The 25,922-nt window shown below is 61.2% G+C and carries 23 protein-coding genes; 13 read left to right on the forward strand and 10 right to left on the reverse strand.

All coding sequences use genetic code 11. The annotated features are described in order from the left end of the window. Positions 1-92: 92 nt before the first annotated feature. From hisC to AB4874_RS13465, 3 genes are read left to right on the forward strand one after another with little or no spacing between them, the layout of a single operon-like run. Positions 93-1,193 carry a histidinol-phosphate transaminase gene (gene hisC, locus AB4874_RS13455; protein WP_368392361.1) on the forward strand — a complete coding sequence of 367 codons (1,101 nt, stop codon included), beginning with the start codon at positions 93-95 and terminating at the stop codon, positions 1,191-1,193. Beyond that, entirely contained in the window at positions 1,190-2,113 is a 924-nt protein-coding gene (locus AB4874_RS13460; RefSeq protein WP_295532281.1) for a prephenate/arogenate dehydrogenase family protein, read from the forward strand. Before hisC ends, AB4874_RS13460 begins: the two co-directional genes overlap by 4 nt. After that, on the forward strand, positions 2,110-2,712 hold the full coding sequence (locus AB4874_RS13465; RefSeq protein ID WP_368392362.1) for an extensin-like domain-containing protein: 603 nt from the start codon (positions 2,110-2,112) through the stop codon (positions 2,710-2,712). Before AB4874_RS13460 ends, AB4874_RS13465 begins: the two co-directional genes overlap by 4 nt. 1 nt (position 2,713) lies before the next feature. Here the strand turns inward: AB4874_RS13465 and AB4874_RS13470 are convergent, their stop codons facing one another. Next, positions 2,714-3,769 carry a DUF2125 domain-containing protein gene (locus tag AB4874_RS13470; protein WP_368392363.1) on the reverse strand — a complete coding sequence of 352 codons (1,056 nt, stop codon included), beginning with the start codon at positions 3,767-3,769 and terminating at the stop codon, positions 2,714-2,716. A 51-nt stretch (positions 3,770-3,820) separates the two neighbouring features. On the opposite strand from AB4874_RS13470, the gene AB4874_RS13475 reads away from it, so the two are divergent. From AB4874_RS13475 to AB4874_RS13485, 3 genes are read left to right on the forward strand one after another with little or no spacing between them, the layout of a single operon-like run. Next, positions 3,821-4,369: a gamma-glutamylcyclotransferase gene (locus AB4874_RS13475; RefSeq protein WP_368392364.1), complete on the forward strand. Its 549-nt coding sequence runs from the start codon at positions 3,821-3,823 to the stop codon at positions 4,367-4,369. 59 nt (positions 4,370-4,428) lie between these two features. Continuing rightward, complete coding sequence (locus AB4874_RS13480) at positions 4,429-5,625, forward strand: biopolymer transporter ExbB (protein WP_368392365.1); 1,197 nt, start codon at positions 4,429-4,431, stop codon at positions 5,623-5,625. Between the two features lie 3 nt (positions 5,626-5,628). Next, complete coding sequence (locus AB4874_RS13485; protein WP_295532291.1) at positions 5,629-7,020, forward strand: peptidoglycan -binding protein; 1,392 nt, start codon at positions 5,629-5,631, stop codon at positions 7,018-7,020. A 14-nt stretch (positions 7,021-7,034) separates the two neighbouring features. On the opposite strand, the gene AB4874_RS13490 is transcribed toward AB4874_RS13485, so the two are convergent. The 3 genes from AB4874_RS13490 to pyrC all read right to left on the reverse strand — a co-directional run bounded on the left by AB4874_RS13490 (position 7,035) and on the right by pyrC (position 10,586). Continuing rightward, a complete protein-coding gene (locus AB4874_RS13490; RefSeq protein ID WP_295532293.1) occupies positions 7,035-8,531 on the reverse strand; it encodes a replicative DNA helicase in 1,497 nt (498 codons plus the stop codon). 226 nt (positions 8,532-8,757) lie between these two features. Continuing rightward, positions 8,758-9,438, reverse strand: a complete 681-nt coding sequence (locus AB4874_RS13495; RefSeq protein ID WP_295532295.1) for an orotate phosphoribosyltransferase — start codon at positions 9,436-9,438, stop codon at positions 8,758-8,760. A 107-nt stretch (positions 9,439-9,545) separates the two neighbouring features. After that, positions 9,546-10,586 (reverse strand): dihydroorotase, encoded by a 1,041-nt coding sequence (pyrC, locus tag AB4874_RS13500; protein WP_438273480.1) that lies wholly within the window; start codon positions 10,584-10,586, stop codon positions 9,546-9,548. A 202-nt stretch (positions 10,587-10,788) separates the two neighbouring features. Between pyrC and AB4874_RS13505 the strand changes: the two genes are divergently transcribed. Continuing rightward, positions 10,789-11,004 (forward strand): hypothetical protein, encoded by a 216-nt coding sequence (locus tag AB4874_RS13505; protein WP_295532298.1) that lies wholly within the window; start codon positions 10,789-10,791, stop codon positions 11,002-11,004. Between the two features lie 73 nt (positions 11,005-11,077). Then, complete coding sequence (locus tag AB4874_RS13510) at positions 11,078-11,416, forward strand: urease accessory protein UreE C-terminal domain-containing protein (protein WP_368392366.1); 339 nt, start codon at positions 11,078-11,080, stop codon at positions 11,414-11,416. 9 nt (positions 11,417-11,425) lie between these two features. Here AB4874_RS13510 and AB4874_RS13515 read toward each other — a convergent pair whose 3' ends face one another. The 4 genes from AB4874_RS13515 to infC form a co-directional block, all read right to left on the reverse strand. Beyond that, complete coding sequence (locus AB4874_RS13515) at positions 11,426-12,388, reverse strand: phosphoadenosine phosphosulfate reductase (RefSeq protein ID WP_368392367.1); 963 nt, start codon at positions 12,386-12,388, stop codon at positions 11,426-11,428. A gap of 126 nt (positions 12,389-12,514) precedes the next feature. Then, positions 12,515-13,588 carry a glycosyltransferase family 2 protein gene (locus AB4874_RS13520; protein WP_368392368.1) on the reverse strand — a complete coding sequence of 358 codons (1,074 nt, stop codon included), beginning with the start codon at positions 13,586-13,588 and terminating at the stop codon, positions 12,515-12,517. 184 nt (positions 13,589-13,772) lie between these two features. Then, a complete protein-coding gene (locus tag AB4874_RS13525; RefSeq protein ID WP_368392369.1) occupies positions 13,773-16,088 on the reverse strand; it encodes a glycosyltransferase family 2 protein in 2,316 nt (771 codons plus the stop codon). 1,063 nt (positions 16,089-17,151) lie between these two features. Next, a complete protein-coding gene (gene infC, locus AB4874_RS13530) occupies positions 17,152-17,718 on the reverse strand; it encodes a translation initiation factor IF-3 (protein WP_438273481.1) in 567 nt (188 codons plus the stop codon). Positions 17,719-17,937: 219 nt separating this feature from the next. Here infC and AB4874_RS13535 point away from each other — a divergent pair, with 219 nt between their 5' ends. Together AB4874_RS13535 and AB4874_RS13540 are read left to right on the forward strand one after the other, a co-directional pair. Then, the gene (locus AB4874_RS13535; RefSeq protein WP_368392370.1) at positions 17,938-18,801 is read left to right on the forward strand and encodes a hypothetical protein; all 864 of its coding nucleotides are present in this window, start codon (positions 17,938-17,940) and stop codon (positions 18,799-18,801) included. A 133-nt stretch (positions 18,802-18,934) separates the two neighbouring features. Further along, positions 18,935-19,615 (forward strand): FAD-binding oxidoreductase, encoded by a 681-nt coding sequence (locus AB4874_RS13540; protein ID WP_368392371.1) that lies wholly within the window; start codon positions 18,935-18,937, stop codon positions 19,613-19,615. A 33-nt stretch (positions 19,616-19,648) separates the two neighbouring features. Here the strand turns inward: AB4874_RS13540 and AB4874_RS13545 are convergent, their stop codons facing one another. Together AB4874_RS13545 and AB4874_RS13550 are read right to left on the reverse strand one after the other, a co-directional pair. Then, positions 19,649-20,467 (reverse strand): ferredoxin--NADP reductase, encoded by an 819-nt coding sequence (locus AB4874_RS13545; RefSeq protein ID WP_295532310.1) that lies wholly within the window; start codon positions 20,465-20,467, stop codon positions 19,649-19,651. Between the two features lie 179 nt (positions 20,468-20,646). After that, the gene (locus AB4874_RS13550) at positions 20,647-21,825 is read right to left on the reverse strand and encodes a cytochrome P450 (RefSeq protein ID WP_368392372.1); all 1,179 of its coding nucleotides are present in this window, start codon (positions 21,823-21,825) and stop codon (positions 20,647-20,649) included. A gap of 110 nt (positions 21,826-21,935) precedes the next feature. Here AB4874_RS13550 and AB4874_RS13555 point away from each other — a divergent pair, with 110 nt between their 5' ends. The 3 genes from AB4874_RS13555 to AB4874_RS13565 all read left to right on the forward strand — a co-directional run bounded on the left by AB4874_RS13555 (position 21,936) and on the right by AB4874_RS13565 (position 25,339). Next, on the forward strand, positions 21,936-22,376 hold the full coding sequence (locus tag AB4874_RS13555) for a GNAT family N-acetyltransferase (protein ID WP_368392373.1): 441 nt from the start codon (positions 21,936-21,938) through the stop codon (positions 22,374-22,376). A 78-nt stretch (positions 22,377-22,454) separates the two neighbouring features. Beyond that, positions 22,455-24,113: an ATP-binding protein gene (locus AB4874_RS13560; RefSeq protein WP_368392374.1), complete on the forward strand. Its 1,659-nt coding sequence runs from the start codon at positions 22,455-22,457 to the stop codon at positions 24,111-24,113. Continuing rightward, positions 24,110-25,339, forward strand: coding sequence for a sigma-54-dependent transcriptional regulator (locus AB4874_RS13565; RefSeq protein WP_368392375.1), 1,230 nt, complete (start codon positions 24,110-24,112; stop codon positions 25,337-25,339). Before AB4874_RS13560 ends, AB4874_RS13565 begins: the two co-directional genes overlap by 4 nt. Positions 25,340-25,922: the final 583 nt, after the last annotated feature.

A 25,922-nucleotide genomic window follows, 5' to 3' on the forward strand; every position in this document is an offset into this window, starting at 1 on the left:
GCAATTCGCGCTTGGTGCCGTTTCAGTGATCTTGTGACTAGCCGCGCGCGCCGCGCGCCGTTAGATATCAGGAGAATTTCGAGGAACAGGTCATGACGAGTCACATCCGCCCGCAACCCGGCATCATGGAAATCGAGCTGTATCAGGGCGGGGCGGCCCATGTCGCAGGGCGCACCGATGCCATCAAGCTCAGCTCGAACGAGAACCCCTTTGGCCCCTCTGACAAGGCCAAGGACGCGTTTGCCAAATGCGCCCACACGCTGCACCGCTACCCTTCGACCGATCACGTGCGGCTGCGCAGCGCCATTGGCGATGTCCATCGGCTGGATCCCGACCGCATTATTTGCGGTGTGGGCAGCGATGAGATCATCCACATGCTGTGCCAGTCCTTCGTGGGGCCGCGCGATGAGGTGATTTTCACCGAGCACGGGTTCTTGATGTATCGCATCGCCACGCAAGCGGCGGGCGGCACCCCCGTGCAGGTGGCCGAGCGCGAGCGCACCACCGATGTCGATGTGATCCTGTCGGCTTGCACCAAGAAGACCAAGCTGGTGTTCCTCGCCAATCCCAACAACCCGACGGGCACGATGATTGGTCTGGCCGAGTTGGAACGTCTTGCCAATGGTCTGCCCAAAGGGGCGCTGCTGGTGATCGACGGGGCTTACGCCGAATATGTCGAGGGCTATGACGGCGGGGCAGAGCTGGCCACGCGCCTGCCCAACGTCTTCATGACGCGCACGTTTTCCAAGATCTATGGTCTGGGCGGGTTGCGCGTGGGCTGGGGCTATGGCCCGCGTGAGATCATCGATATTCTCAACCGCATTCGCGGTCCGTTCAACCTTGCCACCGCGCAGCTCGAGACCGCCGAGGCCGCCGTTCGCGATCAGGATTGGGTCAATAAATGCCGCGATGACAACACCCGTCTGCGCGCTTGGCTTGCCGAGGCGCTCGCGGAAAAGGGCGTGCCATCAGACACTTCCACGGCGAACTTCATCCTCGCGCGCTTTGCCTCTACGCAAGAGGCTGAAGCCTGCGATGACTGGCTGAAATCCGAAGGCGTGATCGTGCGCCGCGTGGCGGGCTACAATCTGCCCAATTGCCTGCGCATCACTGTGGGCGATGAGCCCTCCTGCCGCCGTGTCGCGCATCTGATCGGCGTGTTCAAGGCTGGCGGCGCGAGCCAAACCGCATGAGCGTGATCTATCAGAAAGTCGCGCTGATCGGGCTGGGGTTGATCGCTTCGTCGATGGCGCGTGCGCTGCGCGAGGGCGGGCTTGCGGGCAGCATCTCGGGGCATGCGCGCTCGGCTGAAACGCGCGAGACCGCGCTGGACATCGGCCTTGTCGATAGCGTGCATGACACCGCAGCCGCGGCCGTGGATGGGGCCGATCTGGTGGTTTTGTGCGTGCCTGTTGGCGTGATGGGCGCGATTGCCGAGGAAATCGCCCCCCATCTGGCCCCGGGCGCGACGCTCACGGATGTCGGCTCGGTCAAGCGCGCGGTGATCGATGCGGTCGGCCCGCATGTCCCGCAGGGCGTGCATTTCATTCCTGGTCACCCGCTGGCGGGCACCGAGCAATCGGGGCCGCGCGCAGGCTTTGCGACGTTGTTCACCAATCGCTGGTGGCTGTTCACGCCGCTTGAAGGCACGGACCCCGAGGCACTTGCCCGGCTCAAATCGCTGGTTGAGGCGATGGGCGCCAATACCGATGAAATGGCCCCCGATCATCATGATCTGGTGTTGTCCGTGGTGTCGCACACGCCCCACCTGATTGCCTATACGATGGTCGGTGTGGCAGATCACCTTCGCCGCGTAACCCACGAAGAAGTCATCAAATACTCCGCCTCTGGCTTTCGCGATTTCACCCGTATCGCGGCCTCGGATCCGGTGATGTGGCGCGATGTGTTCCTGACCAACAAAGAGGCCACGCTGGATGTGCTGGGCCGCTTTACCGAGGAACTTTTCATGCTGCAGCGCGCGATCCGGATGGGGGATGGCGACATGCTGCATGACTATTTCACCCGCACCCGCGCGATCCGGCGCGGCATCATCGAGGCGGGGCAGGATACCGATGCACCTGATTTCGGGCGTGCTCCGAAGAAAGACGGATGACGCGCGGGGCGATCATCGCAGTTGCGGCGCTTGCACTGGTGTCTTGCGGTAGGGCCGAGCGCGAACCGGCGGGTTATTCGTCTTCGGGTGCGTTATGCGGCATTGCCGGGCTGGAGGGCGCGCGCATTGCCCCGATCGACGGGCCCGGAGCCTGCGGTATCGTCGATCCGGTGCAGATCACGGCGGTGTCCGGCATTGCGCTATCCTCCCCCGCGCGGGTCAATTGCACTGCGGCGGCGGCCTTCAAGCGTTGGGTGGATCGCGGGATCAAACCGGCCGTGGGCAAGCGCGGCGGGGGCATTGCGACGCTCAATATCGCGGCCTCGTATTCCTGCCGGACGCGCAATTCGCGCAAAGGGGCCAAGCTGAGCGAGCATTCCAAGGGCAACGCGATTGACGTGTCTGGCGTGGTGCTGCGGGATGGCACGCGGCTGACTGTGCAAGATGATTGGCACGGCAAGCGGCGCATCATTCGCAAGATGCACAAATCGGCCTGCGGGACATTTGGCACCGTGCTGGGGCCGAAATCGGACAGCTTCCATCAGGATCATCTGCATGTCGATGTGGCCAGCTATCGCAGCGGAGCTTATTGCCGCTAGATCAGCCCTGCTGCTGCGGAAATTGCGGCGCAGCACCCAGCGGGATCGGCCCGAGGCTCATCTGTCCATTCTGGAAAATGAGCGGCACTTCCAGCGCATCTTGGGGGTCTTTCGCCGCCAGCATTGTTGCCACACCGGTGATCACGTTGACCTCGTCTTTCCCAATCAACCCAACCCCTTGCGCGATGGAAATCCATTTGCGCCACGTGGCAGAGCGGATTTGCAGCGTGCCTTCGGGATAGCCGCTGGCATCAATGCGCAGATTACCCGAGGCCGACAGATCATTGCCGCCCCAGCTTAGCGACAGATCACTTAGCGCCAATGTCATCAGCCCCGGCAAGCCCTGATCGGCGGCAGCCCTTGTGATCGGGTCGCGCAGCCCCGCCAGCGCGTCGAAATGGAGACGCGCAATCGTATCCCCAAGCCCCGATTTTGGTGCCAGTTTGTCGACCAGAGCGGTGGGCAGCATCAGGTTTACCGCCTCGGCCCCCAGCCGATAGGTTGCACCCGGCATCACCAACTGGCCCTTGTCATTAGGGTCGGGCAGCGCGCCCTGTGCCTTGTCTTCGCGCGAGACTGCCAAGCGTAGCTGATCGGCGCTCAGGCTTGGCGCGCTGCCCATTTGGGGCGTCAGCACCGGGCTTGTGATCACCGTGACCGCGTTTTCAAGCGGCAAAGCCGAGGAATAGCCGACCGTCACAGAGCTGCGCATATCAGCAAGGCTGAGCGTGTAAGCCTCAGATCCAAGGGCGATTTTCTGATCCGAAGGCAGATAGGCGATGATTTTATTGGGGGCATATCCCAGCGCGAAAACCTGCGCATAGGGGGCCGACCAAGTCCAAGCGCCATCCGAGCCGAACAATTGGGGCTGCTGGAAGGTCAGATCAAAGCGCGATGGAAAGCCTGCCAAGGACACGCCTTTGGCATCTCCCCAACCCTCTTGCTGGGCCTGTGCCAGCATATCTTGCGCGCCCGCCTTGATCTTGTGCGCCCCGACAAACCAATAGCCAGCATAGCCAAGCGTCAAAATCACTACCAGCCAGATCAGCTTGCGCATCGCTCAGTGCCTCTTTGCAATCATCCTCTTCCCCATGTAATGCGCTTGAGGATGAACAACCAGTCCGACTCAAACACGACCTGGATCTTTGGCTATGGTTCGCTGATCTGGAACCCTGGCTTTGAACCTGCCGAACGCGCGCTGGCCCGCGCTCCGGGTTTTGCGCGTTCTTTCTGTCTGCGCTCGCTTGTGCATCGCGGCACGCCCGAAGCGCCGGGACTGGTGCTGGCGCTCGATGCGGGGGAGGGCGCGTGTGATGGTGTCGCGTTTGCCGTTCGCGCGGGCGAAGAAGATAGCGTGCTGGCCTATCTGCGTGCGCGCGAATTGGTCACCTCGGCTTATTTCGAGCAAGCCATCGCGCTGGATCTGGCCGATGGGCGGCGTGTGCGGGCCGTGACCTATGTAATCGACCGGCACCACGATCAATATTGCGGTGGGCTCAGCCTTGAAGAGCAGGCCCAGATCATTGCGCAATCGACCGGCGGGCGTGGCCCCAATCGCGACTATTTGTTCAATACTGCGGCACATTTGCACGAATTGGGCATTCCCGACACGATGCTGGATGCACTTGCGGCACGCGTGCGTGAATTGACGTGTTAACGCTTGGCGAAGACTGCGCGCATCGCTAGTCTTTGTCCAAACAGGCAAAGGGGCAGGGCATGCACGAGCCAGTGCGGATAGACCCACAATTTTCACAACCCGTGCGTCAGGTTCTGCTGATGCTGTTGGTGTTGATACTGGTCGGGACGGGGGGCTATTTCGCCTATTCCCGGATTTTCCCGATTTTCTTGGCAAATCCCTGGCTGAACGGGGTGATCGTTACGGTCTTTGGCTTTGGTATTCTTGCCTGTTTCTGGCAGGTGGTACAGCTGGTCAAGGCGGTGAACTGGATCGAAAGTTTTGCCGCGGATCGCCCCGGACGCCCCGAGGTGACAGCGCCGTCGATGTTGGCCCCCTTGGCCTCGCTGCTCGGTTCGCGTGAGGCGCGGCGCGCCGTGTCATCCAGTTCGGGGCGCTCGATCTTGGAATCGGTGGCGACGCGGATCGACGAGGCGCGCGACATCACGCGCTATATCACCTCATTGCTGATTTTCCTCGGACTGTTGGGCACGTTTTACGGTCTGGCCACGACCGTGCCTGCCGTTGTGGAAACCATTCGCGCATTGGCCCCCAAAGAGGGCGAAAGCGCGATGGGCGTGTTTGACAACCTCATGAAGGGGCTTGAGGCGCAGCTTGGCGGCATGGGCACGGCGTTTTCTTCGTCGCTGTTGGGCCTTGCGGGCTCGCTGGTGGTGGGGCTGCTGGAGCTATTCGCCAATCACGGCCAGAACCGGTTTTACCGCGAGTTGGAGGAATGGATTTCCTCGATCACGCGGCTGTCCTTCACCGCGCTTGAAGGGGGTGACGGCGAGGGCTCGATGGTGGCGGGCATCCTTGATCACATGTCCGAGCAGATGGAGCAAATCCAGACTCTGTTCGTGCGATCAGACGCCGGGCGGGTGCAAACCGAGGCGCGTATCGCGCATCTGTCCAACGCCCTGCACGACCTGTCTGAACGCATGGGCGGAGAGATTGACGCCCGCGCGGTTCAGGCACGCTCGCTTCAGCATATGGCGGATGGGCAAGATCGGCTGATCTATGCGCTCGATAACCTGTCTGCGCGCACTGCCGAAGGCGCGCCCGAGGCCGAAGCGCTGGTGGAAACCCGGATGCGCCTGCGCTCGATTGATCAGCAAATGATGCGCATGCTCGAGGAAATCTCGGCCGGGCGGCAAGAAAGCATGGCCGAGCTGCGCCATGATTTCGCCGGGCTTACCCGCGCCATTCTGGGCTATAAACCCCCGCGCGAGGACTGATCCATGGCCTTGGCGCGGCGCAATAACAACCGGTTCTCGGGTAATATCTGGCCCGGCTTTGTCGATGCGATGACGGCACTGTTGTTGGTGCTGATGTTTGTGCTGTCGATCTTCATGATCGTGCAATCGGTTCTGCGCGACACCCTGAGCACCAAAGAGGGTGAACTGGTGGCTCTGAATGAACAGGTCAGCAATCTGGCACGCGCGCTGTCGCTGCAACAGACGCGCACGCAGCGCCTGACGGGCGAGTTGGAAGATGCCCGCGACGCCGCCGATCAGCAAAATTCGCTGATCGCGACGCTGACCTCGCAACTGGCTGATCGCAAGGCCGCCCTTGACGCTGCGGGTCAGAAGATCACCGAATTCGAGGCCCGCGTCGCGCAGTTGATCGGGCAACGCGACGCTGCGCAAAGCGATGCGACCGCCAAGGCCGACGAGATTCGCCTCAGCAAGGAAACCATCGCCGATCTGCGCACCAAGCTGACGCAATCGGGCGATGCGGTGGCGGCGATGACCCTGCAACTGGAAGAGGCGCGCAAAAAGGCGGAAGACACGTTGACCCTTCTGGCCGCCGCACAAACCGCAAAGAAAGACATCGAATCTCAGCTTAATCAGCAGCTTAGCGAGGCCGAGAAACAGGCCGCGCTAAAGGCGACCGCGCAAAAGGCGCTGCAGGAACAGACGCAGATCTCGGATGATGCCGCCAAAAAAGTGGCGCTGCTCAATCAGCAGGTTGCGGCACTGAGCACGCAATTGGCGCAGCTGCAATCGGTGCTCGATGAGGCGCAGCAAAAGGATGCCGCCTCAAAGGTGCAACTGGATAATCTGGGCCAGCAGTTGAACGCAGCTCTTGCTCGCGCCGCGTCAGAACAAAAGAAACGTGCCGATCTGGAAGAGGCCGCGCGCAAAAAGGCCGAGGCCGAGGCGAAGGATCTGCAAAACTATCGTTCGGAGTTTTTCGGTAAGCTGTCGCAGCTGCTCAAGGGCCGCTCGGGCGTAAAGGTCGAGGGCGATCGGTTCGTGTTCTCTTCCGAAGTGCTGTTCCCGGCAGGGTCAGCCACGCTGTCAGATGCGGGCAAGGCGCAGATCAAGCAGGTGACGGGGCTGCTCGATCAACTGCGCTCGGAAATTCCCGGCGATATTCCGTGGATCATCCGCGTTGATGGGCACACCGATGACACGCCGCTTTCGGGCACGGGCCAGTTCAAGGATAACTGGGAACTCAGCCAGGCCCGCGCGCTGTCGGTGGTGAAATATATGGTGGACAGTCTTGGCTTTCCGCCCCAGCGCCTCGCCGCCGCCGGATTTGCGCAATTCGACCCGGTCAATACAGCCGACACCCCCGAGGCGCGCGCGCAAAATCGCCGGATCGAATTGAAGCTGACGGAGCGCTAAGGCAGGCGAGCCAATCAGAAGGCGTCGCCGCCATCGCCTTGATATTGCCGCGCGAGGTTGCCAAAGCGGGTGAACTGGCTTTCAAACGACAGATCCACCGTGCCGATTGGCCCGTGGCGCTGCTTGCCCAAGATCACCTCGGCCTTGCCATGCACGCGTTCGGCTTTTTGCAGCCATTCGGCGAATTTCGGGTCGTCTTCCTGTGGCTTGAGACGTTCGTGATAATACTCGTCGCGATAGACGAACATCACCACATCGGCGTCTTGCTCGATCGATCCGGATTCGCGCAAGTCACTGAGTTGCGGGCGTTTATCCTCGCGGCTTTCGACCGTCCGGCTAAGCTGTGACAGCGCGATCACCGGGATATGCAGCTCTTTTGCGATGGCTTTGAGACCCATCGAAATCTCACCAATTTCCTGCACACGGTTGTCGCCCCGTCCGGTGCCGCGCAGCAGCTGCAGATAGTCCACGATCACCACATCCAGCCCCGAGGTGCGCTTGAGGCGACGACAGCGCGCGGCCACCTGACCGATAGGCAGGGCAGGCGTGTCATCAACGTAAAGCGGGCAGGTTTCGAGCGACTTGGCGGCCTCGACGAAGCGGCGGAATTCGCCCTCGGACATGTCGCCGCGCCGGATGCGTTCCGAGGGCACTTCCGAGGCTTCCGACAAGATCCGCGCCGCCAATTGTTCGGCGCTCATTTCGAGACTGAAGAAGCCCACGACGCCGCCTTCGACCGCACCTTCCTGCCCGTCATACCTCCGCCCGCGCTTATAGGCTTTGGCGATGTTGAACGCGATATTGGTGGCCAGCGAGGTCTTACCCATCGAGGGACGCCCCGCAAGGATCAACAAATCCGAGGGGTGCAAACCGCCCAGCTTCTTGTCCAGATCAATCAACCCGGTGGACACGCCCGCCAACCCGCCATCGCGCTGATAGGCGGCATTGGCCGACTGCACGGCCTCGGTTACGGCTGACAGGAACGAGGTCCAGCCCTTTTGCGCCTGACCTTCCTCGGCCAAGGTGTAAAGACGTTGCTCGGCTTCGGAGATCTGGATTTTCGGGTCGTCATCGTCGATCGTGGGGCGTGCCGCACGCGAGGCGATATCACCGCCCAGCTCGATCAGCCCGCGCCGCACCGCCATCTCATAGATCATCACCGCGTAATCGCGCGCCGCATGCGCCGAGATCGCCGCCCCCGCGATGCGCGCGAGATAGGCCGGTCCGCCCAGCTCTTTGAGACCCTCGTCATCCTCAAGATAGGCTTTCAGCGTGACCGGCGAGGCCAGCGCGTTTTTCTGAATCTTGGCGGTGGCGACCTCGTAGATGCGTTGATGCACCGGCTCGTAGAAGTGCTCGGGTTTGATCACCGAGGCGATGCGGTCATAAATGTCGTTATTGGTCAGGATCGCGCCCAGAAGCTGTTGTTCCGCCTCAATATTATGGGGCGGGGCGGGGGCAGCTTCGATGCCGGGTGCGCTTTCATCGGGTCGGTTTGTTTGATCGTTCATAGGCCCTGCTCCCGGTTGTTCTTGCGCCCTTCTAACGAGAGCGGGACGCTTTGGGTATCTGGATAAATATGTGGAAAACTGCGGGTGAAGTCTGTCTTGCGGCCGAGATCAAGCGGCATGTGTCCTCGGCCCTACCACATTTGGTGGCAGCCTGCGCCCATCACAGATTCGCAGGAGAATTACCCCCAAGCGGTCCACAGTTTTATCCACAAGAAATTCGCGCGCGCTATGCGCCCTTGCGCGCATCCTGCCAAGCACGCGGCGCGGTCAAAAACGCCTCGACCTCGTCCAGCGTGTCCTTGCTGAAACTGCCCTGATCGCGCGCCTCTGCAAGAACGTCCCACCAGGTGCACAGATGATGCAGCTCGACGCCATGCTCGCGCAGGTTCGGCACGGTTTCGGGGAAGATTCCGTAGTAGAAGATCACCGCAGTATGCCCGCACGTCGCGCCGGTCTCGCGGATCGCATCGACAAAGCTCAGTTTTGAGCCGCCATCAGTGGTCAAATCCTCGACCAGCAGCACGCGCTGGCCTTCGCTCATTGCGCCCTCGATGCGGGCATTGCGCCCGTAGCCTTTTGGTTTCTTACGTACATAGGTCATCGGCAGCGCCATGCGCTCGGCCACCATCGCGGCAAAGGGAATGCCCGCGGTCTCGCCACCCGCGATATTGTCAAACGCCTCGAACCCGGCATCGCGCATCACCGTCACGGTTAGAAAATCCATCAAGGTCGAGCGAATGCGCGGAAACGAAATCAGTTTACGGCAATCGATATAGGTCGGCGAGGGCAGGCCGGAGGCGAGCGTAAAGGGCTCATCGGCGTTGAAATGCACCGCCTCGATTTCCAGAAGCATCCGGGCCGTGAGGCGCGCAATTTCTTCGCGGGCGGGATAGGTGCTGGGGATCATCGCTTTGTCCTTTTGCGTGGGTTTCATCTAGCGCCAAATACTCCCCGCGGAGCGTCCCACAGATCGGACAGGAGCCTCCGGCGGGAGTATTTCAGGCTAGATGAAACTCAGTTCTTTACATGCCAATAGACCGGGAAGCCCGGATCGAACAGGGTGACGGGGCCCGCGCCGGTGTTGATCTTGGCGGGCCATGTTGCGGGGTGCTCGCTTTTGTGCAGGCTCAGAGTGGCCCCGTTCACCGGCAGACCATAAAAGCGCGGGCCGTTTTCGCTGGCAAAGGCGGCCAGCGCGTCGAGCCGCCCCTCGGCCTCGAAGATATGCGCCAGAAGCGGCATCGTATTGGTGGCGGTGAAGCAGCCCGCACAGCCACAGGCGCTTTCCTTGGCCGGGTCGGAATGGGGCGCGCTGTCGGTGCCCAGAAAGAAATGCGGGTTGCCCGAGGTCGCGGCCTCGACCAAGGCGCGGCGGTGATGCTCGCGCTTGGCGACTGGCAGGCAATAGTAATGCGGCTTGATCCCACCCACGAGGATATGGTTGCGGTTGATGATCAGGTGGTGGGTGGTGATCGTGGCGCCCATATCCGCGCCTTGTGCGGCGACATAGTCGATGCCGTCTTTGGTGGTCACATGTTCCATCACGACACGCAGACCGGGCGTCGCGCGCCGGATCGGGTCCAGAACGCTGTCGATGAACACCGACTCGCGGTCAAAAATATCGACATCTGGCGTGGTAACTTCGCCATGTGTGCAGAGCGGCAAGCCGATCTCGGCCATCTTCTCAAAAACCGGGCGCACCTTGTCGAAATTGCGCACGCCCGAATCCGAATTGGTCGTGGCGCCTGCGGGATAGAGTTTCACCGCCTTGATCAGCCCCGAAGCGGCGGCAGCGGCCACATCGGCGGGATCGGTATCTTCAGTCAGATAGAGCGTCATCAGCGGCTCAAACGCGGCCCCCTCTGGTAGGGCGGCCAGAATGCGGTCGCGATAGGCTGCAGCTTGTGCGCTCGTGACCACCGGGGGCACAAGATTGGGCATGATGATCGCGCGGGCGAAATCGCGCGCGCTTTCGCCGACGATGCTATGCAGCATCGCACCATCGCGCAGATGCAGGTGCCAATCGTCGGGGCGGGGGATCGTGAGTGTGTTCATGATCAAGCCCATATCGCGCGCGCGCTGGCAAATCCAGAGATTCTGCGCCAATAGGCGCCGCTCTTAGGGATGTGTTTACGCTGCACTGCAGCACGTGCATGGCGGCAATGCGGGATTGGCGGTGGTCTGGACAGCGAAGCTGACCTATCTCTGGACGCAGGGAGGAAACGACCTGACACAGCAACACTTCAGGAGGTTTCCAATGGCTTTCATCACCACCAATGCACGTGGCGAACAATCGATTCTCAGCAAGCTGGTTCACGGCTTTGCCGAAGGGTTCATGCATTTCATGGAGCGTCAGTCGCGCCAAGAAGAAGTCGCCCGTCTCGAAGCGAAAACAGATGCCGAACTTGCCGCCATGGGGATCACCCGCGAGGGGATCGTGCGCCATGTGTTCCGCGACCGTTTTTACTGCTGAACAACTGGGCTTGCTTGATTGGGCAGAGGCGCGCGATAGTCTGGGTTTGAACACTCAGTGATCGGAGGCTCCGATGCCCGCAAGTCCTACGCCCGAAACCCTTACAGAATTGCGCGGCGATCTTGTGCTCGCAGCGCTCTGCGTGGGCCAGTTCCACGCGCCCTGCCAGCTTGATAATGACCGCTTGCTGGTGCGCGCGGACAAGGCCCTGATTGCGGCGCTTGATGCTTTGGGCATCCACATGGCCGCCGTGGTCGAACCTTTCACGCCAGCGCCGGTTTTCGTGCCGCATGAGGTTGTTCTGGCGCAGGTCGCGAAAGATGCTCGGCGTCGCGTGCGCACCCATATTTCAGAGATTGATGTCGCGGACGATCCCGAAGAGGCATCAGAGCCACCGGCCTCAAACGCCTGAGATATTTGCTTAAATCGCGCCGATCTTTGCGGGATCGGGCAGGGTGATGCCCTGTTCCGCCAGTTCGGTCTCAAGCACGCTGAGGCGCGCGCGAAAGCGTGGCCCGTTCAATCGGCGCGCGACGTTGCGACAGACCAATGCCTCAAGATAGGGGCGTTTTTGATCGCTGAGCCGCGCGGTAATCTGGCGCAAGAAACGCGCCAGATTGCGCCGTGCGCGATAGAGTTTCCAGAATTTCTGGTGGTCCAACTCTCCGTGGCAGGCGGCAATCAGAATGTCGTCGAGAATGGTCATCCCGCGCAGCATCCATTCGACGTTTGCACCGATGTTGCGACAAGCCATCAAAGACACGCAAGGGCGGGCAAACAGGGCGGCATGCATCGCATCAAGGCTTTGGAGCGGGTCATAAACGATAAATGCCTGCCCGACCCCTTCCAGCATTTCCGGCGCAAATCCGTAACGATCGGTAAACGAGGTGCGCCGCATTTCGCGAAACCGATCATCCCATCCCGCAACCGCAGGATCAAGCGTGGCTTGGGGTTGCAGCGCAACCACCGTGGCACCGGGGGCGACAACCGAAAAGGCGGCGGCTGCATAGCCGCACGGGCCCGCGCCGTAAAACACCACGCGGTCGAAATCTTCGAAGAACGCCTCATCGACGAGGCGGTCGAAATAGGCATAAACAGCGGGGTCGCGAAACCAACTGTCATGATCGCAGATCAGCGTCAGCGACGAAAACCCCGCCCCGCGCGCAATTCGGTATCCGCGCGGCAACTGATCGCCGCCATCGGCGCGAATCCCTGCGCGTGTTTCAAACGTCACCAGCAAGACCGGGCTATCGTCATGAAAAAAGACGCTATGCGCCCCCCCCAGCGGTTCAAAATAGCCCGTCTCCTCGGCCATTTCTTCGAGCCGTGCGCTCCATTCGCTTTCGCTGAGATTCGCCATTGTTAACTGCTCGTCCTTGTTCATTCGCCGCATCCGATCGAAGTTTGCCTGTCCTCCGATCAGAACCGTATTTAGGTTAATGTAACATTACCTCAACCGGGCACAAATGAGGGAGTTAGGGGGAATTGTCGCGGATTGTTGTCGTGCCCTCTAGCTATCCTCTTGCTTCGCCAGCTTTGTTTCGTTCTTGGCATCATTCGCGCGCAGACCCAATGTCACCATGCGCTGCATCGCGTCGGGCGCCAGCGGGCGGCTCGGTGGCGTTAAGAGCAGCCGCCCGAAAACTGCGCGATAGGGTTCCTCCAGCATCAATTGCGCGAATCTCTCCATGCGCCAGGCGACCGCACGCGCATGAAGGGCCGCGAGTTCCGGGTCGGCCATCAATTCCGCGCGCAACGCCCCCGCAGCCCCCGCATAGCGCGCCGCAGAGGTGTCTTGATCGTCGCAGAAATTGCGCTCCACCCAATAGGACAGATCAAAAGCCCCGGCCTCACGATTGGCCCGGCCGCGATCACATTTCACGATATAGCTTTCCATTGCGCCCAAGGCGTAGTGATTGAGCTGCACCAACGCGTAAGGATCGCTCCCCAGCGGCGTAAAGAGCTTCTGGCGCTGATAGAGCGGGGGCAATTTGCGTCCCGACCCATCCACCCAAAGCGCGGATTTCAGCCGCGCGCTATTGGGCGAACGCGGCCGATGCACCCCCAACTTGCCATAGGTGCCATCATTGGCAAACAAGGTCTTGAACATCGACGCGCGCCACGGCCAAAGCATACCAACAGGTGCGGCGCGGGTGAATTGCTCGGTGATAGGCGCATCCTCAAACGCGACCTTGCCGCAATTGCCAAAAAGCCGCCATGTCATCGCAATCGCCGTGGCCGGTGCGCAGGCTGAAATCAGTGCGCCCAACGTGCCATCGCCAGTCTTGATCGTAACGAACTCATCAACATCCAGTACCGCGATCCAATCGGCACTGGCCTTCAGCGGATGGCGGTCAGCGGCTTTGAGCGCATCCCATTGCGGCCCCGCGTTCCAAGGGCCGGGATTGGGTTGATGCGTGAGCCAGCCTAACTGCGCGAGACGATCCAGCATCTCGGCCGTGCCATCCGAGCAATCATTTGAGAAGACAAGGAAATCTGTAAACCCGACAGTGCGGTGATGGGCCAGCCATTCCAACAGGAAAGCCGCTTCGTTTTTGACGGAGGTGATGGCAAGGGCGCGCATGCGCTCAAGATGCCCGCCCCCATCTGCGCGCGCAAGCGCGAAAGGCGCGCCGTCGCGTTCTTGGCCTGGTTCGGAGTGCCTCCGGCGGGAGTATTTCGCGCTAGATGAAACCTAAGATCCACATTTCATCTAGCCCCTAAATACTCCCCGCGGAGCGTTCCACGCATGATCCAGAGAGCCGTCCTTAGTGTGCCGCCTCATCGGGCGGATCCACGGTGAAAAAGAAATCGCGCGGGAGGTCGCGCAGATGCAGATCCTCCGGGATCACATGGGGCCCGACATTGAACACCGCAGAGCCGAAATGCGTCAGCAGCGTTGAGAGTTTTTCAAAGCGTTGCGAGGTGAGCGTGGCGTAGAACTCTGCCTGATCGGGGCGCGCCATCAGTTCCGTTATTTTGGCGCGGTGGCAGGCAACGCTATGGGCATGTGCGGCGGCGATTTCGGGGTCAGCCATCATCCGGTCGAATGCGGCCTTGGCGGCGGGCAGCATGCGCTGGATCGAGGTTTCGAGCTGCGCATTGTGGTTCATGCGAAACCAGTAATTCAGCCCTTGGTCCCGATCGACATGGTTCACCCGGCCGCGGTCGCGCTTCACCAGAAAACTTTCCGCCGAGCGCACCGCGTAATGATTGAGCTGCACCCAGTCATAGCCGTAAGTGTCCAGCGTCGAGCGCCAGCCATTGCGAAACATCTCGCGCGGCATCGGCTTGCCCGATCCGTTGAGCCATTTCACTTGATCCCACAGGTCGGGGACCAACCCCTTGGGGCGATGCACGCCCAGCTTTTTATACAGATCGACATTGCGAAACAGCGTTTTGAACCCCCACGCCTGATGGGGCTTGCGCACGACTTCGGGGGCGCAGCGGGTGAATTGTTCGGTGATAAAGCGATCCTCGAAATGATGCACGTCATCATTGCCAAAGAGCCGCCATGTCAGCGAAATCATATTCGCCTCGCCCATCGCCTTATACAGCGCGGGCAGGGTGCCATCGCCGATCTTGATATCGATGAACTCATCCACATCCATGCAGATCGACCAGCCGGCATTCTGGATCATCGGCTCGTTTTCCGCTGCGGCGAGGGCCGCGTGCTGGGGCTTCATATCCACCATCGTGCGAAACGGGTTTTCACGATGCGCCACGATCCCCTTGCGTTCCAGCAGGTCCAGCATCGTGTCGGTGCCATCGGTGCAATCATTGGTGTAGATCAGGAAATCATCGACCCCGATCGCGCGGTGATAGGCTAGCCATTCCAGAATGAACGGCCCTTCGTTTTTCATCGTGGTGATGATTGCGGTGCGCCCGGCATGGAGCGCCTTTTTCGGGGCCGCCTTGATTTTGGACACGGGCGGGCGGATCGGCTTATGGCCCCAGACCTGCTTGGATAACTCCAACAGCTGGGCATCTTCGACCAATGAGGTCTTGGGCACCAGTTCCGCCGCCGACACGCCCGGCACACGAATCGCCATCGCGCGCCAGAAGCCGTAGATCAGCCCCGGATCGGGTTTGGCATAGCTGACGCGCAGCAGCCGCCAAGTGCTTTCGAGACCCGCTTTGGCTGGCGCGCATCCCCAGCGCGCAATGCCGCGGCGCGCATCGAAGGGGCGGCAGATGTGATCGGGGAAACGCTCGGGCGCGCCCTCACGCACGCGCCAAGGATAAATCCGGTGACCCGCCAGCAGGATCACCCCGTTATCGGCGGCCTGCGCGGCCTCAAACGCGGTGGGGCTGGTGTGATCATGCGGGCGCAGCAGGTCGGTGACATCGAGGATCAACACCGCCGCCGCCTTGGCAAAAAAGCGCCATTTGACGATCTCAAACACCAGCGCCTCGCCCAAGGGGGCGCGCCAGGGATCGGGGGCGGGCGGCTCCATCCGGTCTTTGCCCGGCGCGTCGGGAGCCAAAAAGACGTGCGATTCGGGGCCTTGATCGGGCTTGCCCAACGGCAGGTCACTTTCCAGCAGCACGACCGGCAGATCCAACTCGCGCAGATGCATCCCCTTTTGCAGCGTCTTGGCAAAATCAGCGGGGCTGCCAGCAGGGCTATCGGGCGGGGCGCGGTTCAAGATCACCGCCCCCGTTGCCCCATGGTGATCGTGATGCCAGCTTAGCCAATCCAGCACAGTTTCGACGCTTTCCTCAAGGCGCTGGCCAAACAGGCAGTTGCGCCCCTCAAAAATATCCCAATCGGGCGCGGCGGGGGTGAGCGGCATCAGCACCTGTTCGCTATCATCGCCGCGCAGCGCGATCTGGGCGGGGCCGGGGGCGTCGGGGGCCAGCACGGTCATCGTGGCCCCTGCGACGCCGCGCGCCTCGATCAGACGGGCGGCACCGGCGATTGGCGTGTCGATGAACTGCTCGGGGGCTGAGGGGCGGGCGAAAAAGGCGCGCATCTGCGGGGTGCCATCTTGCATCCAGCCCACCGTATCCAGCAGCGCAGGGCCAGTCCCGATGCCAGCCTGTGAGTGCATCTTTCGCCGGATCACGCGGTGCTCGCCCATAAAAACCTCTTGCTCGACTTTATGCTGTCCTAACATGCGCATGTGCTGTCGCGAAGCCCGCGCTTTGGGTGTGGGGCATGTGTTTTATGTGAATTTGGCAGCGCCGCGGTCAAGACGGCGGCAGAATAAAGGTATTTCTGCGCAGCTTGCGGGACGGGTGCGACAGGCACTCCAGCCCGGCGCAAGTTTGCGGGCGTCAAAGGCGCGTGGCGCGAGGCTGAAGCTGCGACATTGCGCCGCGCTCTGGGCGAGAATTGCGCCGCGTTTCCATGGATTTGCAAGAAAACTGGGGAAATCTCACGCAGGGCTCACTCCACTCTGTCAGAAACGTGACCCGCGGAACAGTTTGTCGCAGTTTCATCCGCGTGGTTTTTGACATAAATCAATCTCAGCACAGAGATACTCCCATATCAATCAGTGCATCGGGTCCTAGATCTCCCAATCGCGGCTTCGGCCAATTGGACCCGATCAGAGGATAGACGTTCTCCCTTGTCTTTCCCCTAAATGCGCCGCGGGTCTCCCTCCCGCGGCGCTTTAATTTTTCTCAAGGCTGTTGATCCGGGTGATGCGTGATGCGTGGCGCACGAGGGGAAGTCCTAACGGATTGTTTGAAAACCGTCTCAAGTGCGCCCCGCCCTCTGTCATTGACGCATCAGTGGAAACAGTGATCGAGACACGCGCAGTTTCAGGGGGAGGGTGGCAGACTCGTTGCTCAACGGGAGTGTTATCAACGAGAGTCTCGCTGGATTTGCCGCAAACTGACGGCACCTTTGACAACTTCATAGCTAGAGCGCCATGGAGTAGTCTTTTCCAACGGCGTGCCAAGCGAAAGCCTGTGTCCGGGAGATCAGGCGCTGGACGCGATCCCGAAGCCTGCGCTGAATGAGATTTCCAAGCTATTCAATGTCTCGCGCAGGGATTTGGGCAAATTGAGCGTCTCGCCAAAAACAATCGCGTCTTGATCAATCGCGCGGCTCTTTACGGCTGACTCTCAGGTGCCTGCGCCCATGAAAAAGCCCTCCCGAAATGGGGAGGGCTTTGTCGATTTCAGACTGGATCGGTCTTAGCGCGTCGAGCCGATCATCATCACCATCTGGCGGCCCTCAAGACGGGGCATCGATTCAACCTTGCCCAACTCGCCTACATCGTCGCGTACGCGGTTGAGCAGCTCGAGGCCAAGGTTCTGGTGTGCCATCTCGCGGCCCCGGAAGCGCAGGGTGACTTTCACCTTGTCGCCATTTTCGAGGAACTTGATCACGTTGCGCATTTTCACTTCGTAATCATGCACATCGGTGCCGGGCCGGAACTTGACCTCTTTGATCTCGATGATCTTTTGCTTTTTGCGGGCTTCGGCTTCGCGCTTTTGCTGTTCATATTTGAACTTGCCAAAATCCATGATTTTGCAGACCGGCGGGTCGGCATTGGGAGAGATTTCCACCAAGTCGAGACCGGCCTCTTCGGCCATGCTCATCGCTTCGCGCGGCGTCACAACGCCGACATTCTCGCCCTCTGCCCCAATCAGGCGAATTTCGTTCGAACGGATACGGCCATTGACACGGGGTCCGGTGTCGCGGGTCGGCGGGGCGTTATGCGGTCTGCGGGCTATGGTGGGAATCCTTCTGTAGCCAATATGATTTCAGGCGCAAAACATAGTCCTACGCGCCTTGGCTTTCAACCGCAAAGCGTTGGGAACCGGGCTGCAGGGATGCGCGTTGTCAAGATTGGCGGGTTTGCGCGCGCAGAGCGGTGGGAAACCGGCCCGTTTTGGGAGGTTGCGTTTGGCAATCTTAGCGCGCTGACATAAGTAGGTGCATAATATTAGTGTCAGTTGAGTAAGAGGGATTTCACCATGAATAAGAATGTAGGCTATGCTATTGCGGCCATTGTGATCGTTGCGGCCGTTGCCGTTTTTGTCACCACTTCGCAAAATCCGATGCCCCCCGCCGCGCCAGAGGCGCAGACGAACGGGCAAACAACGCCCGGCTCAGTGATCGACGGCGCCAAACAGGCCGTTGGCGATGCCGCGCAATCCACCAAAGATGGCGTGAATGCAGCGGTTGATGCCACCAGTGAGGCGGCGCAATCGGCGGCTGACGGGGCAAAAACGGCAGTGGATGCGGCCAAGACGGCTGCGGATAAGGCGGCTGCGGCTGCGGGCGATGCCTCGCAAGCGGCCAGCGATGCCGCCAAGGCCACGGTTGATGCCGCAACGCAAAGCGCCACGGATGCCGCCAGTGAGGCAGCCGATGCCGCAACGCAAGCTGCGCAAGCCGCTACTGATGCCGCCAATGCCGCCGCCAACGCGGCCTCGCAAGCGACGGTGAATGCCGATGATTCGGTGACCGAGGGAGCCGCAAGTGCTGCCACATCTGCCGCCGAAGCCGCCACCAACGCCGCCAATGCGGCTGCAGATGCGGCCTCGGCTGCGACCAATGCGGCGGAAACCGCATCGCAAACCGCTAATGACACCGCCGCCAATGCGCAAAGCAATGCCGCAGCGACCGGCGAGGGCGCGGTGCCCGGTGTGATGGATGCCGCCAAGGCGCTCACGGTTGACGGGTTTGACGCCGATATGGTCGAGAAGATGATTGACGACTCGGCGCTGCCTGCTGCGACCAAGATGCCGCTCAAAACCGCCGTTGAAAGTGCGCGCAACAATCCCGCTTTGGTGAAGGGCGTGCTGGATCAGGTGCGCTCGGCTTTGGGCATGTAACGCCCCCGCTGTCTATTGCGAAACCAAGCCCCGCGCAATTCAGGTTGCGCGGGGTTTTCCGTTTTAGCGAGGGTGCGCGCAGGAACGTGTCAGGCTTGGCGCGCGTTGTCCTATGACAGCAAAGGAGAGCCCCATGACACATGACCTAACCTTGCAATCGCGCGCATCCGTCACCCACGACACCCATCACCTACGTTTCAAGCGCCCGAAAGACCTGTCGTGCACTCCCGGTCAGGCGGTCGATCTGAGCTTGATGCGCGAGGGTTGGCGCGATGAGGCCCGCCCGTTCACGCCCGTCAATGGCAGCGAGGGCAACACGCTGGATTTCATTATCAAAAGCTATCCTGACCATGAGAGCGTCACGGCGCAAATCGCGACGCTGCAGCCGGGCGAAAAGGTGCAAATCTCGGACCCGTGGGGCGCTATTCATGATGCTGGCCCCGGCACGTTCATCGCGGGCGGCGCAGGAATCACGCCCTTCATCGCAATCCTGCGCGCGCGCCTGTTGCGTGAGGGGACATTGGGCGGGTCGACCCTGATTTTCTCCAACAAAACCGAGGCCGACATCATCTTGCGTAAAGAGTTCGAGGCGATGGAGGGGCTGGAAACGATCTGGCTTGTCACGGATGAGGCCAATCCGGGGCCGGGTGTGCAAAACGAAAAGATTGACCGCCATTTCCTGCGCAATCACGCAACCGCCGCCAACGCGCCGTTCTATATCTGCGGTCCGGATGCGATGGTCGATGATATCGAGGAAATGTTGATTTCTTTCGGCATCGCCAAGTCAGATATCATTCGCGAGGATTTCAGCTAAGGGCGCGAAAAGGGCCGACCGCCTGAGTCCGACCTAGATGCCCTCGCCGACGAATGCCTTTTCGACCACATATTCGCGCGGCTCGGAATTGGCGCCTTCGCGCAGTCCGAACCCTTCAAGCACGGCCATTACGTCCTTGTTGAACGCAAGGCTGCCACAGACCATTGCGCGGTCGGTGGCCGGGTCCATCGGCGCGATGCCGAGATCCTTGAACACCTTGCCGTTCTCCAAGTTCGTGGTGATGCGGCCCATATGGGGGAATTCTTCGCGCGTGGTGGTGGGGTAGTATTTCAACTTGCCTTCGACCATCTCGCCGATCAGCTCGTCATTGACGAGGTTCTCAACCAGTTGGCGACCATATTCCAGCTCTTCGATGGTGCGGCAGGTATGCATCATCACCACCTCGTCGAATTTCTCATAAGTCTCAGGGTCGCGCATCAGCGAGGCAAAGGGCGCAATCCCGGTGCCAGTGGCCAGAAACCACACCCGCTTGCCCGGCAGTAGCGCGTCATGCACCAGCGTGCCCACGGGCTTGGGGCGCAGGATGACCTCGTCCCCCGGCTGGATATGTTGCAGCTTTGAGGTCAGCGGCCCATCGGGCACCTTGATCGAATAAAACTCCAGCTCCTCGTCCCAGTTGGGCGAGGCGATGGAATAGGCGCGCAGCAAGGGTTTGCCATTATCGCCCATCAGCCCGATCATCACGAACTCACCCGAGCGAAAGCGCAGGCTTTGCGGGCGGCTCACGCGAAAGGAAAACAGCCGGTCGGTCCAATGGGTGACCTCGGTCACGGTCTGGGCATCGGGCAGGGTTTTGACCTTGGGAATCTCGTTCACGGCACTCTCGTTCATGGCTCAGGATTTAAAATCGCAATACAACTTATCGGGTCCGGATACGGGGTTTCCCGCTCGGTCTTCCTTGATCTGGCGCAAACCTCGCCAGAACCCCGGTGATAGCGGGGAAATGCCGCAGGGAAAAGCGTTTGGCGCGAAACAGTATTCGCAAGCGCGCGTTGCGGATGGAAATCCGTTCAGTAGCGCAGGTTCAGCGCCTCCAGCCCGTGAAAATGATACAGATCGCCATAAAGCGGCGGCTGGGCCAAGCGCATCGCGGGCAGGCGTGCGAACAGGATCGGCAGGGCGATGCGCATCTCAAGACGCGCGAGCGGTGCGCCAATACAGAAATGCGTCCCCGCCCCGAACGAGAAATTGGTCTTGACGGGGCGCGTGGGATTGAACGCGTTGGGACGGTCCCAGGTGTCGGGGTCGCGATTGGCCCCGGCCAGCAGCAGCCCGATCTGAGTGCCCGCCTTGATCACCTCACCCTGAAAGCTGACATCTTCATAGGCCCAGCGGGTGAACAGATGGAGCGGCGGATCAAACCGCAGGATTTCTTCCAGTGTGCCATCGACGCGATCCTCGCTCAGCAGCGGCGCATCGCGCTGCTCCAGCAGGGTTTTCACGCCATTTCCAATGGTATGCACAGTCGCCTCATGCCCGGCATTAAGCAGCAAGACCACTGTTGCGATCAACTCATCGCGGCTCAGATGGGTGCCGTCTTCCTGCACCGCGATCAGACCCGATAGCAGATCATCGCCGGGCGCTTTGCGCCGTGTCTCGATCAGCGCGCTCAGATAGTCGGTGAAAGCCTGCGCGGCTTGCGTGGCCTCGGCCTCTAGCACGTCATTGCGGCGCGCCTGATACATCTGCACCATCGCATTGGACCACGCCAGCAGATCGGGCGCATCGGTTTCGGGCACGCCAAGCAGCCGCGCGATCACGATCACGGGCAGGGGCTTGGCAAAATACTCCAGCAGATCACCGCCACCATCGGGCATGTCGTCAATCAGGCGATGACACAGCGCGGTGATATCGGGCGCAAGTGCCGCGATCCGCCCTGAGGTAAAGGCGCGCACCACCAAACGGCGCAAGCGCGTATGGTGCGGGGCCTCAAGTTCCAGCATCGAATGGCGCTCAAGCGCGTAAAACGCTTCAAGATGGGGCGGTGTGGGGCGAGCATGTTCTGCCGGGATTTCGCGCCCCAAACGGCGATCGCGCAGCGCCGCGCCCACAACAACCGCGCGCGCCGTGACGGGCATCTTGTAATGGGACCAATGCACGAACGGGCCGGCCGCGCGCACACGGTCATAAAACGGATAGGGGTTTTGCACGAATTCCGCATCCAGCGGCGATTGGGTCAGGGTCTGCATATCGGCTCCAGTTGCATGGCCCCAATTGGCCCGAGACGCCCGCCTGTTGCAAGCCTCGCGCTTGCACTTTGGCGTCTGCCGCGCCACCAATAAGCGCAGCGGAGGATATCATGGTTCAGATCACCCAAATCACGCCCAACGATCGCGCCGACTGGGAGCCGTTGTTTCGCGGCTATTGCACGTTTTACAAAAGCGCCCCCGAACCCGCGCTCGACACGGTCTGGGACTGGCTTTGCGATGAACACAGCGCGCTGCGGGGCGCGTTGGCGCGTGCGCCTGATGGCACCGCACTTGGCCTGGTGCATTGGGAGGTGATCTTGCGCCCGCTCAAGGGACAGCGCTTGTGCTACATCCATGATTTGTTCGCCAGCCCAGAGGCGCGCGGTCAAGGCGTCGGGCGCGCGTTTATCGAGCATGTACAAGACGCGGCGCGCAAGGGCGGTATTGAAGCGGTGCGCCTTGCCACGCAAGAGGGCAACGCCACCGCGCGCAAGCTATATGACCGTTTCGCGCCGGCATCCGATTTCATCCTCTATACCTTCCCGCTCTAGATGCGGCTGCGCGTCACCCTGCTACTGCTTTGGCTGGCGCTGACTTTGACGGCGTCTTTTTCAGTCTGGCGTATTTCGATGCGTGAAGGGCTGGCGCGGATCGAGGTGCAAGGCGCATCCGATCTGCGTCTCGCCTCGGATCGGCTTGTAGCGGCGCTGTTGCAATTTCGCGAGGTTGCGGTGCTGGCCGCCGATCATCCCGATGTGGTGGCGTTGGCGCAAAGCTTTGCCCAAGAGGGGCGCGCGGGGGGCGCGTGGCGCGATGAGGCCGTCAGCCTGACCTTGCAGCGCTTGGCCGATCACGCGGGGGCGCGCGACATCTGGCTGATCGCGCCCGATGGGGCGGTGCTGGCCGGGCCGCCTGACGCACCCGCGCATGTCGATATCTCGCGGGCGCTGACGCGTGCGGTACAAGGCGCTACCGGCTCGGATCATTTCGTCGACCCCGCCACGGGCCAGCGCCTGTTTACCTTTGCCGCGCCGGTTTTTGCGCCCGAAGGCGGGGTGATTGCGATTGTGCGGCTGCGCTTGCGCGCGGGCGATGTCGAGGCCGAGGGGCGCGGCAACCCGGTGCCGGTCTGGTTCACCGATCGTGATGGGGTCAGCTTTCTTACCAACCGCACCGATCTGGTGCTGACCTCGGAGCGGGCCACGCATCCCGATCCGCAATCCTATCCCGCAGGTGCGATTGCGCCGCGCGCGCCTTGGGTAACGCGCCAGTTGGCGGGGCGCTTGGTGATCTCGGGGCATGGCTCGCTTATAGGGCCGGGGCTGGAAGTCACGCGCGCGCTGCCGGTGATTGACATGACGGGGCATGCCTTGGCGCTGGCGGATCCGGTTCTGCGCTCGGCGCGGCTGGCGGCGCTATCGACGGCGGCAGGGATTTTGGCGCTTGGGGCGGTGCTGCTTGCGCTGTGGGAGCGCAGGCGCGCCCTCGCGCTGGCCAATGCCGCGCTTGAGATGCGCGTCGCCGCGCGCACCGCCGAATTGAGCGCCGCAAACGAGGAATTGCGGCGCACGCAGGCCGAATTGGTGCAGGCGGGCAAGCTGTCGGCGCTGGGCCAGATGTCGGCGGGCATCAGCCACGAGTTGAACCAGCCCTTGATGGCGATCAGTTCTTATGCCGAGAACGCCGAGTTGCTGCTCGAGCGAGGGCGCACGCAAGAGGCGGGCGAAACCTTGGGGCGCATCGCCGCCATGGCGCATCGGATGGGGCGCATCATCCGCAACCTGCGCGCCTTCGCCCGTCAAGAAAGCGAACCTGCGCGCCGTGTCGGTCTTGCGGCGGTGGTGGAAAGCGCGTTGGAAATGCTGGATGCCCGCATCAAACAGGGCGAGGTGAGCGTGCAATGGCAGCGCCCCGATTTTCCCGCCATCGTGATGGGGGGCGAGGTGCGGCTCAGCCAAGTGGTTCTCAATCTGATTTCGAATGCGTTGGATGCGATGGAGGGCGCGCCCCTGCGCCGCCTCAGCATCGCGATCTCGCGCGCTGAGGATCGCATTCGCTTAACCGTCGCCGATACCGGCCCCGGCATCGCCGATCCGACGCGCATTTTCGACCCGTTTTATTCCACCAAAGAAGTCGGCAGTGCCGAAGGGCTTGGCCTTGGCTTGTCGATTTCCTACGGTCTGGTGCAAGGGTTTGGCGGCAGTTTGCGCGGCGAAAACGCGGCCACGGGTGGGGCGGTGTTCAGCGTCGATCTGCGCGAGGCCCCCCAAAGAGAAGGCAGCCTATGATCCGCCGGGTGTTGTTTGTCGATGATGATCGCGCGGTGCGCGAGGCGCTGGGCCAGACGCTGGAACTGGCCGGTCTGCGGCCCACGCTTGCCAGCAGCTATATCGAGGCCAAGGACCATATCGGGCCTGCCTTCGAGGGCGTGGTGGTGACCGATATTCGCATGCCCGGCAAGGACGGGTTTGCGCTGCTCGATCTGGTGCAAAAGGCCGATCCCGATCTGCCGGTGATCTTGCTGACGGGCGAGGGTGATGTGCCAATGGCGGTGCGTGCGATGGCGGGCGGGGCCTTTGATTTTCTGGAAAAACCCTGTTCAGGCAAAGACTTGCTGGCCGTTGTTGAGAAGGCGCTGGAGCTGCGCGCGCGGGTCATGGAGACCCGGTTGTTCAAGCGTGAGGGCAAGCGCGGCGATGCGGCGGCGCGCATCTTGGTGGGTCATTCGCCCGTCGCCGAAGAGCTGCGTGAAAGTGCGCGCCGCGCCGCACGCTCGGGGGCGGAGGTGCTGATCACCGGCGCTCCCGGCGCGGGCAATTCCAAGATCGCCGAGGTGATCCATCTGTTGTCCACTCACGCGCGCCGCCCCTTTGTGAAACGCGCCGCCGCCGGGCTGGATGCCAGCGCGCTTGAGGCCGGGTTCGCGCAGGCCGAGGGCGGCACGCTGTATCTCGATGAGGTGGCCGATCTTCCCCAGCCCGCGCAATTCGCGCTGATCGAGCTGCTGGAAACCCGCCCCGCCACGCGCCTGATTGCAGGCACCTATCGCGATCTGGGGGCGCAGGCGCGCGCGGGCCGCTTTCACCCCGATCTCTATTGGCGCCTTGAGGCGTTGCGTCTGCGCGTGCCCTCGCTCTCGCAGCGCCCCGAAGACATTCCCGACTTGTTTCGCCACTATGTCGCGACCGCCTGCGAGCAGGCCAATCTGGCGATCCCCGAAATCCCCCCCGATCTGAGCGCGGCCCTGATGGCGCGCGACTGGCCGGGCAATTCGCGCGCGCTGATGTCCGAGGCGATGCGCTTTGCGATGGGTTTGGGCGCGCAGACCGCACAGGCGCAACCGCTGGGCCTAAACGAACGGATGGCGAGTGTCGAGAAATCCCTTCTCGCCGAGGCCTTGGCGCATGCCGGTGGCAACGCCACCGAGGCCGCCGCCGCCCTCAAACTCCCGCGCAAGACCTTTTACGACAAGCTCGCCCGGCATGGGCTGCGACCCGAGGATTACCGGGGGTAGGGGGCGCTTTATGTTCAGCTTGATGATTTGAACGGAGCGGACAGAGGGTGATTAAGGGGTGAGACGCGCTTAGCGTCGGCGCCAAGAAGATCTGTCTTGGCGAATGTTGTTCAGAGAAACTTTTGGCTCGAGTGCGATGCTCAGCGCTGGCAGAAAAAATACCGCCTCCAGAAATACCCAATGTATTCAAAACGCTTTAGCAAAAGGCCACTTCGTCCCTTTCGTATCAAGCGAGATAGTTCACGCCCGTAGATAAAGACGAGGAGAAGAAGATTAAGGGCAATCTGCAAAAGCAGACATCCACCCCATTCCAGCCACGCCAGAAAGTCTAGAATTAAAATTGCTTGGATACAGGCCGAAGATCGCGCTCAGCGACACTGGGAAGATGTGGATGACAGAGTTGAGCATGCAAAGTGCAAACGTCACAATTAAAATGTGCCTTGTACGCTCTGACGCCAACTGCATTGAAGATTGCATAGCAAGAAATTCCGTTTTCAATATCTGCAATAATGATGTTTGCGAAGTGTATTAAAACAAAGGCAGATACCTCTAAACGACATCGACACTGCGACCTGTGATCTTC

Source organism: Thioclava arctica, assembly GCF_040892615.1.
GTDB classification, from domain to species: Bacteria; Pseudomonadota; Alphaproteobacteria; order Rhodobacterales; family Rhodobacteraceae; genus Thioclava; species Thioclava arctica.